Source organism: Arthrobacter sp. B3I4, from assembly GCF_030816855.1.
Taxonomy (GTDB): Bacteria; Actinomycetota; Actinomycetes; order Actinomycetales; family Micrococcaceae; genus Arthrobacter.
This window is the reverse complement of sequence record NZ_JAUSYK010000001.1, coordinates 2835964-2850876: the sequence shown is the minus strand read 5'-3', so window position 1 is coordinate 2850876 and position 14913 is coordinate 2835964. Positions and strand designations below refer to the sequence as shown.

Annotated in this window: 14 protein-coding genes, 6 tRNA genes and 1 riboswitch; of the genes, 8 read left to right on the top strand and 12 right to left on the bottom strand. The window is 68.2% G+C overall.

What is annotated here, in order from left to right:
- Position 1 precedes the first annotated feature (1 nt).
- Together msrB and QFZ61_RS13565 are read right to left on the bottom strand one after the other, a co-directional pair.
- Positions 2–517, bottom strand: a complete 516-nt coding sequence (msrB, locus tag QFZ61_RS13570; protein ID WP_307036864.1) for a peptide-methionine (R)-S-oxide reductase MsrB — start codon at positions 515–517, stop codon at positions 2–4.
- A gap of 14 nt (positions 518–531) precedes the next feature.
- On the bottom strand, positions 532–1023 hold the full coding sequence (locus QFZ61_RS13565) for a hypothetical protein (RefSeq protein ID WP_307036862.1): 492 nt from the start codon (positions 1021–1023) through the stop codon (positions 532–534).
- A gap of 103 nt (positions 1024–1126) precedes the next feature.
- On the opposite strand from QFZ61_RS13565, the gene QFZ61_RS13560 reads away from it, so the two are divergent.
- A complete protein-coding gene (locus QFZ61_RS13560) occupies positions 1127–2566 on the top strand; it encodes a S9 family peptidase (RefSeq protein ID WP_307036860.1) in 1440 nt (479 codons plus the stop codon).
- 15 nt (positions 2567–2581) lie between these two features.
- Here QFZ61_RS13560 and ybaK read toward each other — a convergent pair whose 3' ends face one another.
- From ybaK to QFZ61_RS13545, 3 genes are read right to left on the bottom strand one after another with little or no spacing between them, the layout of a single operon-like run.
- Positions 2582–3079 (bottom strand): Cys-tRNA(Pro) deacylase, encoded by a 498-nt coding sequence (gene ybaK, locus QFZ61_RS13555; RefSeq protein WP_307036858.1) that lies wholly within the window; start codon positions 3077–3079, stop codon positions 2582–2584.
- Between the two features lie 9 nt (positions 3080–3088).
- Entirely contained in the window at positions 3089–3556 is a 468-nt protein-coding gene (locus QFZ61_RS13550) for a SufE family protein (RefSeq protein ID WP_307036856.1), read from the bottom strand.
- Between the two features lie 56 nt (positions 3557–3612).
- Positions 3613–4530, bottom strand: coding sequence for a sulfurtransferase (locus QFZ61_RS13545; protein ID WP_307036854.1), 918 nt, complete (start codon positions 4528–4530; stop codon positions 3613–3615).
- Between the two features lie 212 nt (positions 4531–4742).
- Here QFZ61_RS13545 and zapE point away from each other — a divergent pair, with 212 nt between their 5' ends.
- Positions 4743–5783 (top strand): cell division protein ZapE, encoded by a 1041-nt coding sequence (gene zapE / locus QFZ61_RS13540; protein WP_307036852.1) that lies wholly within the window; start codon positions 4743–4745, stop codon positions 5781–5783.
- A gap of 145 nt (positions 5784–5928) precedes the next feature.
- On the opposite strand, the gene QFZ61_RS13535 is transcribed toward zapE, so the two are convergent.
- The 6 genes from QFZ61_RS13535 to QFZ61_RS13510 form a co-directional block, all read right to left on the bottom strand.
- On the bottom strand, positions 5929–6195 hold the full coding sequence (locus QFZ61_RS13535) for an antitoxin (protein WP_307036850.1): 267 nt from the start codon (positions 6193–6195) through the stop codon (positions 5929–5931).
- Positions 6196–6411: 216 nt separating this feature from the next.
- A tRNA-Val gene (locus QFZ61_RS13530) sits at positions 6412–6486 on the bottom strand.
- A gap of 47 nt (positions 6487–6533) precedes the next feature.
- Positions 6534–6606: transfer RNA gene (locus tag QFZ61_RS13525), tRNA-Gly, on the bottom strand.
- A 56-nt stretch (positions 6607–6662) separates the two neighbouring features.
- Positions 6663–6737 (bottom strand) — tRNA-Val (locus QFZ61_RS13520).
- Positions 6738–6778: 41 nt separating this feature from the next.
- Positions 6779–6849, bottom strand: a tRNA-Cys gene (locus QFZ61_RS13515).
- A 46-nt stretch (positions 6850–6895) separates the two neighbouring features.
- A tRNA-Gly gene (locus QFZ61_RS13510) sits at positions 6896–6968 on the bottom strand.
- A 934-nt stretch (positions 6969–7902) separates the two neighbouring features.
- Between QFZ61_RS13510 and QFZ61_RS13505 the strand changes: the two genes are divergently transcribed.
- Together QFZ61_RS13505 and QFZ61_RS13500 are read left to right on the top strand one after the other, a co-directional pair.
- A tRNA-Val gene (locus QFZ61_RS13505) sits at positions 7903–7974 on the top strand.
- 86 nt (positions 7975–8060) lie between these two features.
- Complete coding sequence (locus tag QFZ61_RS13500) at positions 8061–8906, top strand: cytochrome (RefSeq protein WP_307036849.1); 846 nt, start codon at positions 8061–8063, stop codon at positions 8904–8906.
- Positions 8907–8973: 67 nt separating this feature from the next.
- On the opposite strand, the gene QFZ61_RS13495 is transcribed toward QFZ61_RS13500, so the two are convergent.
- Positions 8974–10638, bottom strand: coding sequence for an HNH endonuclease signature motif containing protein (locus QFZ61_RS13495; protein ID WP_307036846.1), 1665 nt, complete (start codon positions 10636–10638; stop codon positions 8974–8976).
- 127 nt (positions 10639–10765) lie between these two features.
- Between QFZ61_RS13495 and def the strand changes: the two genes are divergently transcribed.
- The 4 genes from def (at position 10766) to rpe (ending at position 14615) form a co-directional block, all read left to right on the top strand.
- Positions 10766–11341, top strand: coding sequence for a peptide deformylase (gene def, locus QFZ61_RS13490; protein ID WP_307036844.1), 576 nt, complete (start codon positions 10766–10768; stop codon positions 11339–11341).
- Positions 11338–12258, top strand: a complete 921-nt coding sequence (fmt, locus tag QFZ61_RS13485; RefSeq protein ID WP_307036842.1) for a methionyl-tRNA formyltransferase — start codon at positions 11338–11340, stop codon at positions 12256–12258. Before def ends, fmt begins: the two co-directional genes overlap by 4 nt.
- On the top strand, positions 12255–13895 hold the full coding sequence (locus QFZ61_RS13480) for an RsmB/NOP family class I SAM-dependent RNA methyltransferase (RefSeq protein ID WP_307036839.1): 1641 nt from the start codon (positions 12255–12257) through the stop codon (positions 13893–13895). Before fmt ends, QFZ61_RS13480 begins: the two co-directional genes overlap by 4 nt.
- Before the next feature lie 63 nt (positions 13896–13958).
- A complete protein-coding gene (gene rpe, locus QFZ61_RS13475; RefSeq protein WP_307036838.1) occupies positions 13959–14615 on the top strand; it encodes a ribulose-phosphate 3-epimerase in 657 nt (218 codons plus the stop codon).
- 129 nt (positions 14616–14744) lie between these two features.
- Positions 14745–14894: riboswitch (FMN riboswitch) on the top strand.
- Positions 14895–14913: the final 19 nt, after the last annotated feature.

Sequence of the window (14913 nt, the reverse complement as noted above, 5' to 3'; positions counted from 1 at the left end):
GTTAGTCGTCCGCTCCCGCCGTCGCTCCGTCCGCCGGAACCAGCTTGAGCGAGACGGAATTGATGCAGTAGCGCTGGTCGGTGGGTGTGCCGTACCCCTCGCCCTCGAACACGTGGCCCAGATGCGAATCACAGGCAGCGCAGCGCACCTCGATGCGTTCCATCCCCAGGGTCCGGTCGTGGATGTAGCGCACCGTACCTTCTGCCAGCGGGGCCCAGAACGAGGGCCACCCGCAATGCGAATCGAATTTTTCCCGGCTCGTGAACAGTTCGGTCCCGCAGGCCCGGCACTGGTAGGTGCCCTCGGTGTGGGTGTCCCAGTACTCGCCGGTGTAGGGCCGCTCGGTCCCGGCCTGGCGCAGCACCTGGTATTCCTCCGGGCTCAGCTCCTGACGCCATTGCGCGTCGGTCTTTTCGACCGGCGCCGGACCGGCAGGCGCTGCCCCGGCGACGGCGTCGGAGGCGGGGGCGGGGGCGGGTACGGGGGAAACTTTGGGCTTGTTACTAAAGATGCTCATGACCTCAACAACGCTCAGGAGTCGCCGATAAATCCCGATCCGGCGTACAAATGCAGCACCGGCAAGCCCAGCTTGTCCTGCGCCTCATTGGCCCAGTCGGTGTGAAAGGTGTCGGCGACGGCGTGCGGGCGGGTGATGACCACGGCCTGGCCGGCGTTGAGTTCCCTGACCTTGGCGACCAGCCCGTCCACGGCCCGGCCCTCCACGATCTCCCCGGTGACGCCCCCGCCCAGACCACCGAGGGCGGCGAGCGACGCGGCGAGGGTTTCGGCCGCGGCGGTCCGTTCCACGGCGGGATCCGGCTGCTTGGCGGTCAGGTCACGGAACGCCTTGGCGATGTCCAGCAACGACAGGTTCTCCAGGAAGTCCACCAGCAGGTGCCGCTCGGTGTTAGCCGGGACCAGGACTACCAGCGGCGAATCACCGTCGGCCACGAGGGTTTCGATGTTGACGCGGTCGTCCGCGCCGAGGGGCTCTTCTGTCAGGATGACGATTGGGTCGCTCATGTCCCCAGCCTAGCCCCCGGGCAACGGCGGCCGCACGGAAGGGGCGGCGGCACGGGCAGCGGCGGATGCCGGGGTTCGCCGGGAGTGCGGTAAGAATGGTGCCATGGTCTCCACCCCGCGCCCTGTCCTGCCATTGCACCGGATGCCCGCTTCCCGGCACCCCTTCCGCCTGCGCGCCGCGGCCCTTGCCGTCGGCGTGCGCAGCGTCGGCGGGAGTAGCGCCGGCGGGCGTAGCGCGGCGCGGCGTAGTGTCGGCAGGCCAGGGGCGCCGGATGCCAAAGTGCCGGGGAACGCCAAGTGGGCGTTCGCCGGCCTGGTCGGCGGCAGCGCGGCGGCCGGGCTGCTTGCCGCCGGCTCGTCGGCACTGGCCCTCTACTTCGCGCGGCGCGTCATTACCCCGGTCAGCGTCCGGGAAGAGGACCAGGAGGTGCTGGCGGTGATCCGGGACGGCGGCAGGCAGCAGGTCATTCTCAAGGCAACCCCGGATTCCACCGTGGAAGGGGTGTACGGCTTTATCTTCGACGGCGGACGCGGGCACGCGCGGCTGGGCCGCATCGTGTCCTATTCACCGCCTGAACAGACGGTGCTCCGCGAGGTCGAAGCGGTTTACAGCGGCGATCTGGCGACGGCACGGCGCGGCTACTGGAGCGGAGTCGTCCACCCCGATCCCGCGGCCCTGGAACTGCCCGCCGAGGAAGTGCAGATCGCCGTCGACGGCGGCATGGCCCCGGCCTGGCTGGTCCCTCCCGCTCCCGCGCCCGCTTCCGCAGCCCCGGGCGCCAGCGCAGGCGCGGGCACGGCCGCCGGTGTGGGGACGCCGGCGTCGGACGTCTGGGCGATCATGGTCCACGGCCGCGGGGCGTCACGCCAGGAAGGCCTCCGGGCCGCCCGGCTGGCCAGCGGCCTCGGCCTGTCCAGCCTGCTGATTTCCTACCGTAACGACGGGCTCGCTCCCTCTGCCGAGGACGGCCGCTACGGCCTCGGTTCTACCGAGTGGCGGGACGTCGAGGCGGCCATCAGCTACGCGCTCGACCACGGCGCCAGCGAGGTCGTGCTCTTCGGCTGGTCCATGGGCGGGGCGATCTGCCTGCAAACAGCCGATCTGTCCCGCTTCCACCACCTGATCCGCGCCATGGTGCTGGACGCCCCGGTAATCAACTGGGTCGACGTGCTGGCCCACCACGCGCAGCTGAACCGGATTCCGTCCGCCGTCGGACAGTACGGGCAGCTGATGATGAGCCACCCGCTGGGCCGCCGGCTGACCGGGCTCGCCGCCCCGGTGGACCTGAAGGCGATGGACTGGGTGTCCCGCGCTGTGGAGTTGCGGACGCCGACGCTGATCCTGCACTCGGTGGACGATGAATACGTTCCCTACGGCCCCTCCGCCGCGCTTGCGGAAAAGAACCCGGAAATGGTGACTTTCGAAGCATTCAGCACCGCCCGGCACACCAAGGAATGGAACGTGGACCCCAAACGCTGGGAGGCCCTGGTTGCGGCGTGGCTGCGGCAACAGCTGGCGCCGCGGCCCACCCCGGCCGGCTGATACCCGGCCCATCGGTCAGCCCCGGGGCGTGCCGATCCGCGCGGTGCGCGCGGCGGTGAGCCGGATCAGGTCGGCCGGGCTGAGCTCCAGGTCCAGGCCGCGCCGGCCGCCGGACACCAGCAGGGTCTCCAGGCCCAGGGCACTATCGTCGACGACGGTAGGGGAGGGCTGGCGCTGGCCCAGCGGCGAGATGCCGCCCAGCACGTAGCCGGTGCGGCGCTCCGCCGTCGCCGGATCCGCCATGGCCGCCCTTTTGCCGCCGAGCGCCGCTGCCATCGCCTTCAGGTCCAGGCTTCCGCTGACCGGAACGACGCCGACGGCGAGCCGGCCGTCAACCTCGACCATCAGCGTCTTGAACACCCGAGCGGGATCAATCCCCAGCACTTCCGCGGCCTCAAGCCCGTAGCTGGCTGCGGCCGGGTCGTGACTGTAGGGGTGCGCAACAAAGGAAACCCCGGCCGCCGCGAGGGCCGCGGTGGCAGGGGTTCCCTGGGATGCGTGTTTGCGGGCCACCGGGCCGGCTCAGCTGTGCTGCGGCAGAGCAGCGACCTTGCGCTTGATCCGGCCGAGCATTGCCGTCATGCCGCGCATCCGCAGTGGCGTGATAGCGCGGGTGAGGCCCAGCAGTTCGGGCATGTCGTCCGGGACGGCGAGGATCTCGGCAGGGCTTAGGCCGTCCAGTCCTTCGTGCAGCACGCCGGCAAAACCGCGCGTGGTGGGCGCCTCCGGCGGAGCCTTGAAGAACAGCCGGACACGTTCCGCAGCGCCCGCCTCAGCCGCGGCGGCAGGTTCGGTCTCGATGGTGAGGAACAGCGGCGACTGGCATTCCACCACCTGTTCCATCAGCTCGGGGTGGTCCTGGAGCCGGGCGGGAGGATCCGGCAGCTCGCGCGAAAACTCGAGCAGGAGCTGCAGCCGCTCGGCTTCCTCAAGGGCCTGGAAGTCATCGACAATTTCCGCGAGGGCGGCGGGGAGGGGAGAAGTATTCATATCACTTCCAGCTTACGCACGCCCGGCGGTTGTGTCCCGGCCGGGGTGCAGGCCGGCTATCGTCCGGCCGGTACCGAGCCGCGTTCGGTGCCCTTGACGATCGGGACGCGCACCGCGTTGCCCCACTCGGTCCAGGAACCGTCGTAGTTGCGGACCGTGTCGAAACCCAGCAGGAACTTCAGCGCGAACCAGGTGTGGCTGGAACGTTCCCCGATCCGGCAGTAGGCCACGACGTCGTCGCCTTCCTTGAGCCCTGCTTCGTCCAGGTACAGGGCCTCCAGCTCGGGACGGCTGCGGTAGGTGCCGTCCTCCGCGGCCGCGCGGGCCCACGGGATCGACGCGGCGGTGGGGATGTGGCCGCCGCGCAGCGCGCCCTCTTCCGGGTACGCGGGCATGTGCGTGCGCTGGCCGGTGTATTCCTCGGCGGAGCGGACGTCGATTAGGGGCTTGCCGAAGTGCGCCAGAACGTCTTCCTTGAAGGCGCGGATCGGGGCGTCGTTGCGTTCCACCACGGGGTAGTTCCCCGGGGTGACGGCCGGCTTGTCGGTGGTGACGGCGCGGCCTTCCGCGATCCACTTGTCCCGGCCGCCGTCGAGCAGCCGGACGTCCTCGTGGCCGAAGAGCGTGAAAACCCAGAGCGCATATGCGGCCCACCAGTTCGACTTGTCGCCATAGATGACCACGGTGCTGTCCCGGGAGATTCCCTTGGCCGCGGCCAGGGCGGCGAATGCCTCACCGTCCACGTAGTCGCGGGTGACCTCATCGTTCAGGTCGGTGTGCCAATCGATCTTCACGGCCCCGGGGATGTGGCCCATCTCGTACAGCAGCACGTCTTCGTCGGATTCGACGACCACCAGCTTGCCGCCGTCGAGCGCGCCGTCTTCGATCGCTGCAGCGAGCCACTCGGTAGAGACCAGGCGTTCCGGGTGGGCGTAGCCGGCGAACTTCTCGTTCTGCTCAACGGGGTAGGGCATAACTGGCCTTTCACTGGGCTGTCGGGATGGCCGGCGGTGGCTGGAATGCGGCACCGGGCCTGTTACCACACTAGCCACGGCCCGGCGGGATTGCTCCCCCGGGTCGGTACCGGGAAATATGGCCTTGGTCACGTCCGTTTCCGGGTCCGGCAGGCTGGGCGGCCTTTGCCGGTAGTCTTTCTGGGGACACGAGACCAGCAGAACGGACCACCTTGGTACAGATCGAACAGCTCGCCGCCAGAACACCGGCGGTTTCCGTGGATGAACTCCTCAAGGGTTTTTATCCGTCGCCGCGCTTCGGTGAGGTGTCCTTTGCCAGCTACCGCCCGGACCCGGCCCAGCCCAGCCAGGCCCACGCCGTCCGCGCCTTGGAGAGCTTCGCCGCCGGTGTCGGCGCCGGCGACGGGGACGGGTTCTTCAAGCGGTTCTTCGGCAAAAAGCAGGAGGCCTCCCGGGCGGGGATCTACCTCGACGGCGGCTTCGGCGTCGGCAAGACCCACCTGCTCGCCTCGCTGTGGCACGCGACCCCCGGGCCCAAGGCCTTCGGCACCTTCGTGGAATACACCAACCTCGTCGGTGCGCTGTCGTTCCGCAAGACCGTCGAGGCGCTGAGCTCCTACAAGCTGGTCTGCATCGACGAGTTCGAACTCGACGATCCGGGCGACACGGTCCTGATGTCCCGGCTGATGCGCGAGCTTGCCGACGCCGGCGTGAAGCTCGCAGCGACATCCAACACGCTGCCCGGGTCGCTGGGCGACGGCCGGTTTGCCGCCGTCGACTTCCAGCGCGAAATCCAGGTCCTGGCCGACCAATTCGACGTCGTCCGGATCGACGGTGAGGACTTCCGGCACCGCGGGCTGCCCACGGCGCCGGCGCCGCTGCGCAACGACGAACTGGCGCACCATATGAAGGCCGAGTTCGACGGCAAGACCGTCGCGAGGGACGAGTTCAGCACCCTGATCAATCACTTGGCCGGCGTCCACCCGAGCCGTTACCGGCAGCTGATCGACGGAATCGACGGCGTGGTGTGGCGTAACGTCCACACCATCACCGAACAGGCCGTGGCACTGCGCTTTGTCGTCCTGGCTGACCGGCTGTACGACAAGGACGTTCCCATCCTCGCCAGCGGCGTACCCTTCGACCAGCTCTTCACCGAGGAAATGATGACCGGCGGGTACATGAAAAAGTACTTCCGCGCGGTATCCCGCCTCACCGCCCTCGCCCGCGAGGGCCAGAACCACGAGCCGTCCTAGGTCCTTTCCGCGCCTTGGCTGACCTCCTTCAAGCTCCGTAGGCTGCCGCGGCGGTTGATGACGCGCGAGGGCAAAGTGGTGCTTAAACGACGAAGGTGCCGGCGCCGCCTCTCGGCGGGACCGGCACCTCGCTGACGTACCTGGGTCAGAGGCCCTGCTGCCGGGGTTCCCCGGCGACGGGTGGCACTTCCGCGACGTGCGGCTCGGCGGCGGGGGCCGTTCCCGGCCGCCCATTCGCGTTGTCGACGTAGTCGGAGGCGCCTCGCTGAACGGTGTCGACCCTGTCGGCGTACTTACCGCCGGTCTTCGAATCGACGAAATCACCCGCTTTGGCGATCCCGTCCTTGATGGCCTGTTCGTTGCCACCAATCAGATGCTGAGCCTTGCCCTTTAGATCGTCAAGTAAACCCACGGGCACCTCCCTTCGGTCGCGGAGCCAGATCGCTCCTAGCGCTTTCGATCTTAACGGCCGCCGCACGGGTGTGCCAAGGGTGTACGCCCAGAGGAGAAAGTCTCTGACCCCTGGCCTGTAACTCCCGGGCCGGAACGGGCAGGCAAGCAAGGCGGGGAAGGCAACCCAAGCAGCGGTAGCGCAACAAAAAAGCAGCTCCCAGGGGAGCTGCGTTCGTGGTGGGCGATACTGGGATCGAACCAGTGACCTCTTCCGTGTCAGGGAAGCGCGCTACCGCTGCGCCAATCGCCCGCAACCGGAAGGGTCCGGTGTGGAGTTGTGTGAATCGGTGAACAGAGAGCGGACGACGAGATTCGAACTCGCGACATCCACCTTGGCAAGGTGGTGCTCTACCAGCTGAGCTACGTCCGCATTTTAGTCCGTTCCGGCATAGCCGGCGGTACTGGATCAAGCAAGCTGCCTTGCTTTGGTGGGCGATACTGGGATCGAACCAGTGACCTCTTCCGTGTCAGGGAAGCGCGCTACCGCTGCGCCAATCGCCCCTTTCGCATCCGGCCGGAACCGGAAACCAGGGTTTTCACCGAGGTGGGTACGGGATTCGAACCCGTGTATACGGCTTTGCAGGCCGCTGCCTCGCCTCTCGGCCAACCCACCGTGTAGACACGATTCCGAAAAACCGTGGCCGTGACAGTGTCCTGCGAGCGGACGACGAGATTCGAACTCGCGACATCCACCTTGGCAAGGTGGTGCTCTACCAGCTGAGCTACGTCCGCATTGTTGCCTGCGATTCGGCGCCCCAATCGGCATTTCCTCGCGTTCCAACGAGTAAGAACTCTATAGGAGGTTCAGGCGATCTACAAATCGGCAGCAGGTCTGTGTCCCGGCACCCCCGTCGTTGCCTGCAATCTAGGGGATGTCGCTAATTACAGTCGTGTAGTTTGCCCCGCTTCAGATGGTCCCAGGGCGAGGTGTTTAAGGGCGGGGGTGTCTTAGCGGCGGCGGTGCATGCCAGCGAGGCGGGGCTACACCGGGTTCAGTTTGCGAATCGCTGGTGTGCCGCCGCCGATTCACCGATTCGCCGAAAGGGGCCGCTAAATCGACCCTAGAAGCGGCCATTTTCGTCCGTTGGGGCGGGTCGGCCGGCTCGGCCCTGCCGGGCTCCCCGCCACACCGGTTCGCCGAAAATGGCCGCTAAGTCGACCCCGGAAGCGGCCGTCTTCGTCTATTGGGTGCGGGGTCAGCCGGCTCGGGCCTGCACCGGGCTCCCCGCCACCACCGGTTCGACGACAATGGCCGCTAAATCGACCCTAGAAGCGGCCGTATTCGTCCATTGGGTACGGGGTTCGTCTATTGGGTGCGGCGTCAGCCGGCTCGGGCCTGCTCCCGACCGCCCGCCACACCGGGTCGCCGAAAATGGCCGCTAAGCCGACCCGGGAGGCGGCCGTCGTCGTCCATTGGGTGCGGGGTTCGTCCGTTGGGTGTGGCGTCGGCCGGCACGGGCCTGTGCCGGGCGCCCCCACCACCGGTTCGCCGAAAGTGGCCGCTAAGGTGACACCGGAAGCGGCCGTCTTCGTCAAACGGCTGGGGGTGGGCCGGCTCCGGCCTGCTGAAGAGTTTGCTCTTCAGCGCCGCTTCCGGGCGCCCGGCCGCCGTCGAATGCGCCGATTTCTAAATTCCCTCGGGGTGGGCTAGCATTCAAGGGCACCGGGGCGATTGGCGCAGTGGTAGCGCGCTTCGTTCACACCGAAGAGGTCACTGGTTCGAACCCAGTATCGCCCACCCGGAAGATGGTCCGTTCCGCTCTCAGAGCGGAGCGGACCATTTTGTTTTCCGCCAGCGTCAGACCCCTGTGAAAGAGTTTTTCTATGACCGCCCCGCTTCTTGCCCACGCCACCGAATACGGCCGGATGTACGCCCGCTCCACCTCGGAGCCGTTCACCGTTCCTTCGATCACTACGGTGATCGGCCAGCAGCCCCACGGGCTGGACGGCTGGTTCGGCTACATGGGGGCCAACAGCCTGGCTGCTGACCCGTTGCTTCCGAGTATCCTCGGCAGCCCGGCCCAGGTGCGGCAGGCCGTCAGCCGTGCGGCGAAGGCAGCCGAGATGCATCGCGACGACGCTGCCCGGCGCGGCGACCGCGTCCACAACTACTGCGAGCAGGTGGCGTTGCGTGCCCTGGGCCGCCCGCACCAGATGAAGGAAACCCGCGAGGCTTTGGCGGCCAATGGCGAGGAAGCTTTCGCCGCGCGCTTCGACGAATGGTGGGAACTGTTCCAGGTGGAGCCGATCGCCCCGGAGATCACCGTCTGGAACAAAACGGTGGGTTACGCGGGCACCCTGGACCTGGTAGCCCGGATCAACGGCAGGACCTGCCTTATCGATTACAAGACCAAGGGCACGACGCGGGACGGAACGGTCAAGCCGCTGGACGCCAAGGTGGTCATGCAACTGGTGGCAGGAATGAAGGCCGAGGAAAGCCTCTTGGACCCGGTGGCAGGGGAGTGGGAAGCCTGGCAGCACGGCGATTCCCCGGTTCTCCTCGCCGTGGCAATCGGCGAGACGGAAGTCCGTCCGCAGCGGGCCAACCCGGAGGTGCTTAAGCACCACTGGTGGAAGTTCTGCGCCTTGCGCCGCGTCTGGGAGATGTCCGCGGACACGCTCGCCGCCGGCCCCGCACTGCTGCCCATCGCGCCGCCGGTGGCCCGCTAAGGCCACAGCGCTTCGGCTCCGGCCCCGAAGCGCCCAACGAACTGGGAATAGCTGGGTTCGCCGCCGCTTATTGGGAAGCTAGGGCCGGTTCAGGGAACCCGCCGCGGGCGGGGCGGAAGAAGCAGTTGCGCCTGGGTTGCCGGCGCGGATCGACGTGCGGCGGCGGAATGAACCACGGGATGCCGGCCTGAATCCGGATGGACCACATTTCCTTGTGGATCACGTGGTGGTGATGCGAACACAACAGAGTCCCGTTGTCAGTTCCGGTGCTCCCGCCGCGGGACCAGTAGTCGATGTGGTGGGCCTCGCACCAGGATGCCGGAATGGTGCATCCGGGAAAGGCGCAGCCTTGGTCGCGGGCGATGAGTGCCTTCCGGATATGCGGCGGGAAGACCCGGGCAGTGCGGCCGATATCCAGGACCTGGCCCTGGCCACCGAGCAGGACCGGGATGATGTCGGCGTCGCAGGCGATCTTTCGAACGGTAGCGGCACTGATCGGACCGGTGAAAAGCATTGTTCCGGCCCCGGCGGGGCCACTCGGACCGCCAAGGCGTTCAAGCAGGTCGCGGTAGTCGATGGTGACCATGACCTGGGGCCGGAGTCCTCCCGAGGCGGACAATCCGCCGGAGGCCAGGGCCACTTTGCAGGCGCCGACGAGGCCGTCGAGGAGTTTCTGCGGCCGGGAACGGAGATCGAGTGGAGCAGCAGCCGGTTCCTTGTCCCAGGAATGCGTCGCGTCCGGCTTCTCGCTGCCGGCCTCGCTGCCGCTGCTGGTGCCGCCAGATGCAGCTTTGCCGGTGCCGTCGGACTCAGCTACTGTGCCGAGGCGTGGGTTGCTGGCAGCATTCATGACCGTCAACAAGTGTTCGAACTGCTCGGTGGTAGCGAAAAGCTCGACATGTTGAAGGCCATGGCGTGGCTTGCGGACAAAAACGCCCTGTAGTTGCCGGAGCAGCTCTTCGGAGGGCTCGGCGCCCTCCTGGTTCAGCGCCTCGACCCACCCCTGGGCTACCCGGGCGAGAAAATCCGGGTCATTTTCCACGGCAGTGCGCGTCAGTACATGCTCCATCCGGGCCAGTGTCCCGGCGTCGCAGATGTGGGTCACCCGGTCCAGCGCCGCCACCGCCAAACCTGCGGAAGACGCCGACAGCTCGCCGGCGGCCACAGCGGTGCCAAGTTCCTCGCGTACCGGCGGGACCACGGCTCCTGCCAGGCCCCAGCGGGGCAGGAGTTTGCTGGCCAGGGACAACCGGCTCCTGGCTTCGGCTGCTTTGATCTGCAGGCGTGCCCGGAGGAACTCCGTGGTGTTGCGGTAGCCGTCGTCGGCGCAAATCGGCGGACCGTCGGGGCTGGCAATCCCCCCAATCCCCTCGTCTGCTCCGCCCGGAGCGGCGCACGTTGACGCAGCCGGCACCGGCTCCTCCCGCCAGCCCGTCGTCCAGTGCGCGCCGCCGGTGGCGGTTGCGCTGCTGGCTCGAGCCGTGGCCTCTGCCCGGGTCCGGTCGACGGCCGCGGCCGCCACCAGTTGGAAATAGTCCGTCAGCCGGGAAAGCTCCTCGACTGCCCCGGCGAAGTCCGCGGCAGCCCGGAACCCCATGGCCGCTGCGTCCCCGATGGCCGTCACACTTGCCGCCCGCAACAGGGAGAGCGCCCCTTCCACGCCCCGGCCGGGCACCGGGATGCTTGGTAACCCGGTGTCCGGCAAAGCGATGAAATCCTCGGCGGCTTCCATGACACAAGTCTGGCGGCAGGGTGTGACATTCTTGCCGCACCGCTGAAGCGCCCCCAGAGATACCAACCCGGTTCTGGCACTAAACTGGACGGGAATCCCGTACGCCCACTGTGAGGACACATCACCCATGGCCATCTTGAATATCCGCATCATCGGGGACCCTGTGCTGCGCACAGTTGCCGATCCCGTGACGGAGTTCGGGCCTGAGCTGGAGAAGCTCGTCGCTGACATGACGGAGACCATGGAGGACGTTGAGGGCGCCGGCCTCGCCGCACCCCAGGTCGGCATCAGCCAGCGCGTCTTTACTTACCGCATCCGTGGAGTTGAGGGGCACATCATTAACCCGGTGCTGGAAAACAGCGACGATTTCCAGCCGGACGAGGTGGAGGGCTGCCTCTCCATCCCCGGCCTCGGTTTCCCGGTCCGCCGGCGCCGCAGCACCCGCGTCACCGGCGTCGACCTGCACGGCAACCCGGTGGTGCTGGAAGGCGAAGGCATGCTGGCCCGCGTCTTCCAGCATGAAACAGACCACCTCGACGGGATCCTGTTCACCGACCGGCTGGAGGGCGACAACCGCAAAGCCGCGCTGCGCGCCATCCGCAACGCCAACTACGACTCGATTACCGAACAGACGACGTCGAAGCGCGCCAAGACGGTAGGCTCCAGCTTCGGCGCGGGGTCATCCTTCGGAACCGGCCAGTGAGGGTTCTCTTCGCAGGGACTCCGGCTGTCGCAGTGCCGTCGCTGGACGCGCTGGTGGCAGCCGGGTTCGACGTCGTCGCCGTGCTGACCAGGCCGGATGCGCCGCTGGGACGCAAGCGCGTGCTGACGCCCTCGCCGGTCGCGGCCCGAGCCGCGCAGCTTGGCATCGAGGTCATCCATGCAGCCAAAGTCGATGCCGCCGTGACCGCCAGGATCGAGGCAGCAGCGCCCGACGTTGCCGCGATCGTCGCCTATGGCGGGCTCATTCCCCGTGCCGCCCTCGGCATTCCGCGGCACGGCTGGATCAACCTGCACTTCTCGCTCCTGCCGGCCTGGCGCGGCGCCGCGCCGGTGCAGCGCGCCCTCATCGCCGGGGACGACATTACCGGCGCCGTGACCTTCCGGCTCGAGGAGGGCCTGGACACCGGCCCGGTCTTCGGAACGCTCACCGAGGCCGTCGGGCCGGCCGACACGGCGGGGGAGCTGCTGGAACGCCTCTCGCACAGCGGGGCGGTGTTGCTGACCCAGACGCTTTCCGCCGTCGACGCCGGGAAGGCCACCGCCGTACCGCAGCAGGGCGAGGTCAGCCTCGCGCCTAAACTGACCCTCGAGGACGGCCGCCTGGACTGGAGGCAGCCGGCCCTCGCGGTCGGGCGCCGGTCCCGCGGCGTCACGCCGGAACCCGGCGCCTGGACCATGCTCGACGGGCAGCGCATCAAACTTGAACCGGTGCTGCTGCGGCCCGGGGCCGAGGCCTTGCCTCCGGGACAGCTGTCCATCGACGGCAAGGCCGTCCTGGTCGGGACCGGCTCGCACCCGGTCGAACTGACCCGGGTGCAGCCATCGGGCAAAAAGATGATGACCGCCGCCGACTGGGCGCGCGGACAGGCAACACTGGAAAGCGTGGTCTTCGAATGAGCGAATCCGGATCCAACCGCAACGGTCGAGGCGGCCAGGGCGGGCGCGGCCAGGGAGGCGGCGGCCAGGGCGGTCAGGGCGGCGAGCAGGGCTCCCGCGGCCAAGGCGGTCAGGGCGGTCAGGGCGGCCGCGGCGGGCAGAGCCCGCGGGCCGGCGTGCGGCGGAATGCGCAGGGACGGGAACGGAACCGGGGCCCGCAGCGCGGCTTCACCGAGAGTGCCCCCTCGCAGCGGACCCGGCGCGCCGACCCGGCCCGGTTGGTCGCCTTCGAGGTGCTGCGCGCAGTGGCAGCCGAGGACGCCTACGCCAACCTTGTCCTGCCGGCCCGGATCCGGCACCACGGGCTGGAGAAGCGCGACGCCGGTTTCGCCACCGAACTTAGCTACGGCGCCCTCCGCGGCCAGGGCACGTATGACGCCATTCTCGCCCGTTGCGTGGACCGCCCGCTCGACCAGCTCGACCCCGCCATCCTCGACGCGCTGCGGATCGGCGTGCACCAGCTGCTCGCCATGCGCGTTCCGGCGCACGCCGCACTCGACGAGACGGTGGGACTGGCCCGCGCAGTGATTGGTGCCGGGCCGTCCGGGCTGATCAACGCCGTGCTGCGAAAGGTGTCCGCACATACGCTGGACGAATGGCTCGAACTGCTGCTTCGCGACGAACAGGACGAGACCAAGCTGGCCTCGATCCGCCACGCCCACCCCGAGTGGATTGTGCGGGCCTTCCGCCAGTCCCTCGTGGCACACGGACGCCCCGTCACTGAGATCAACGAACTCCTCGAAGCCGACAACGCCGCCCCGGTGGTGAACCTCGTGGCGCTTCCCGGCCTCGGCAGCCTTGACGAGGCACTCGAAAGCGGCGCCACCCCGGGCGAGCTCGTCGAAGGATCGGCGCTCTCCAGCGGCGGCGACCTCGGCCGGCTAGCGTCGGTCCGGGACGGCAGCACCCGGGTCCAGGACGTGGGCTCCCAGCTGGTGGCACGGGCCCTGGCCTCCGTGGACCTCGGCAACGCGGCGGACCATGACCACGACGCCGACGGCGAACGCTGGCTGGACCTGTGCGCAGGTCCCGGCGGAAAGGCCGCGCTGCTCGGCGCCCTGGCCCGGCAGCACGGCGCCACCCTGCTGGCCAACGAGCCGGCACCGCACCGGGCGAAACTGGTCCGTCAGGCCCTCGCAGCTGTCCCGCACGAGGTCTGGCACGTCCGCACCGGGGACGGCCGGGAGGTCGGGACGGAAATGTCCGAAGGCTTTGACCGGGTGCTGGTGGACGTGCCGTGCACCGGACTGGGCGCGCTGCGCCGCCGGCCGGAATCGCGGTGGCGCCGTACCCCGAAGGACCTGGCAGACCTTGGCCCGCTGCAGCGCGACCTGCTCAAGTCGGCCCTGGACGCGGTCAAGCCCGGCGGCGTCGTCGCCTACGTGACCTGCTCACCGCACCCGGCCGAGACCACCGCCGTCGTCACTGACGCGCTCCGCAAACGCGATGATCTTGAACTGCTCGACGCCGGCGACGCCCTGGACAAGGTAAGTCTTTCCGGCCACCTTGAGGCCGGGCACGAACTGACGGCCCAACTGTGGCCGCACCTGCACCGGACCGATGCCATGTTCCTGGCCCTCATCCACAAAAAGGCCTGAGCTTCCGGCCATACTGGCACCAGCGCTTCGACTTTCCGACCGGCCCGACGACGAAGGACATCCATGGCCCACTCCTGCATCAACCCCAGCATCCTTTCGGCGGACTTCGCGAACCTGCAGACTGAGCTACAGAAGATAAAGACCGCGGACGCCGTGCATGTGGACGTGATGGACAACCACTTCGTCCCGAACCTTTCGCTGGGCCTGCCGGTGGTTCAGCGGCTGCAGGAAATCAGCCCGATTCCGCTGGACGCGCACCTCATGATCGAGCACGCGGACCGCTGGGCTCCCGCGTACGCCGACGCCGGCGTCGCGTCGGTGACGTTCCACGCCGAGGCGTCGATTGCGCCGGTGAAGCTCGCCCGCGAGCTGCGCGCCCGGGGCGCGAAGGCCGGGCTGGCGCTGCGGCCCGGCAGCGGCGTCGAGCCCTTCTTCGACATGCTGGGTGAGCTGGACATGATCCTCATCATGACGGTGGAGCCGGGCTTCGGCGGCCAGGAGTTTCTCGATCTGACCCTGCCGAAGATCCGACGGGCGCGGGCGGCCATCGACGCGTCGGGGCTGGACGTCAAACTGCAGGTCGACGGCGGCATCACCGAGGAGACCATCTGGCGTGCCGCCGAGGCGGGCGCCGACGTGTTCGTGGCCGGGTCAGCGGTTTACGGCGCCGACGACCCGGCTCAGGCGATCGAGCAGCTGCGCTCCGCCGGTCGGCGCTAGGCGGGCGCGAAGTCGGCGCCAAGCGGTCGGCGCTAAGCGGGAGCCAAGCCGAACATGACGAAGAGTGGCACGGCCGGGAAGCGGGAATAGCCGGTCAGCGGCGTCGGTTGTGTCAGAATAGCTACACACATACGTGCTCCGGGGTCGGTGTAAGTCCGAACCGGCGGTTATAGTCCGCGACCCGCGAGCCGGCTCCTTCCCCGTGAAGGTGACGGCGGACGGTTGAACCGGTGGAACTCCGGTACCGACAGTTAAAGTCTGGATGAGAGAAGCACGTACAGCTGTTACTGCGGCGCCC

Excerpts from the sequence above, each read along its gene's own strand:
- msrB (WP_307036864.1), bottom strand. The coding sequence starts at position 517 with ATGAGCATCTTTAGTAACAAGCCCAAAGTTTCCCCCGTACCCGCCCCC.
- QFZ61_RS13565 (WP_307036862.1), bottom strand. The coding sequence starts at position 1,023 with ATGAGCGACCCAATCGTCATCCTGACAGAAGAGCCCCTCGGCGCGGAC.
- QFZ61_RS13560 (WP_307036860.1), top strand. The coding sequence starts at position 1,127 with ATGGTCTCCACCCCGCGCCCTGTCCTGCCATTGCACCGGATGCCCGCT.
- QFZ61_RS13550 (WP_307036856.1), bottom strand. The coding sequence starts at position 3,556 with ATGAATACTTCTCCCCTCCCCGCCGCCCTCGCGGAAATTGTCGATGAC.
- QFZ61_RS13545 (WP_307036854.1), bottom strand. The coding sequence starts at position 4,530 with ATGCCCTACCCCGTTGAGCAGAACGAGAAGTTCGCCGGCTACGCCCAC.
- QFZ61_RS13500 (WP_307036849.1), top strand. The coding sequence starts at position 8,061 with ATGACCGCCCCGCTTCTTGCCCACGCCACCGAATACGGCCGGATGTAC.
- QFZ61_RS13495 (WP_307036846.1), bottom strand. The coding sequence starts at position 10,638 with ATGGAAGCCGCCGAGGATTTCATCGCTTTGCCGGACACCGGGTTACCA.
- def (WP_307036844.1), top strand. The coding sequence starts at position 10,766 with ATGGCCATCTTGAATATCCGCATCATCGGGGACCCTGTGCTGCGCACA.
- QFZ61_RS13480 (WP_307036839.1), top strand. The coding sequence starts at position 12,255 with ATGAGCGAATCCGGATCCAACCGCAACGGTCGAGGCGGCCAGGGCGGG.
- rpe (WP_307036838.1), top strand. The coding sequence starts at position 13,959 with ATGGCCCACTCCTGCATCAACCCCAGCATCCTTTCGGCGGACTTCGCG.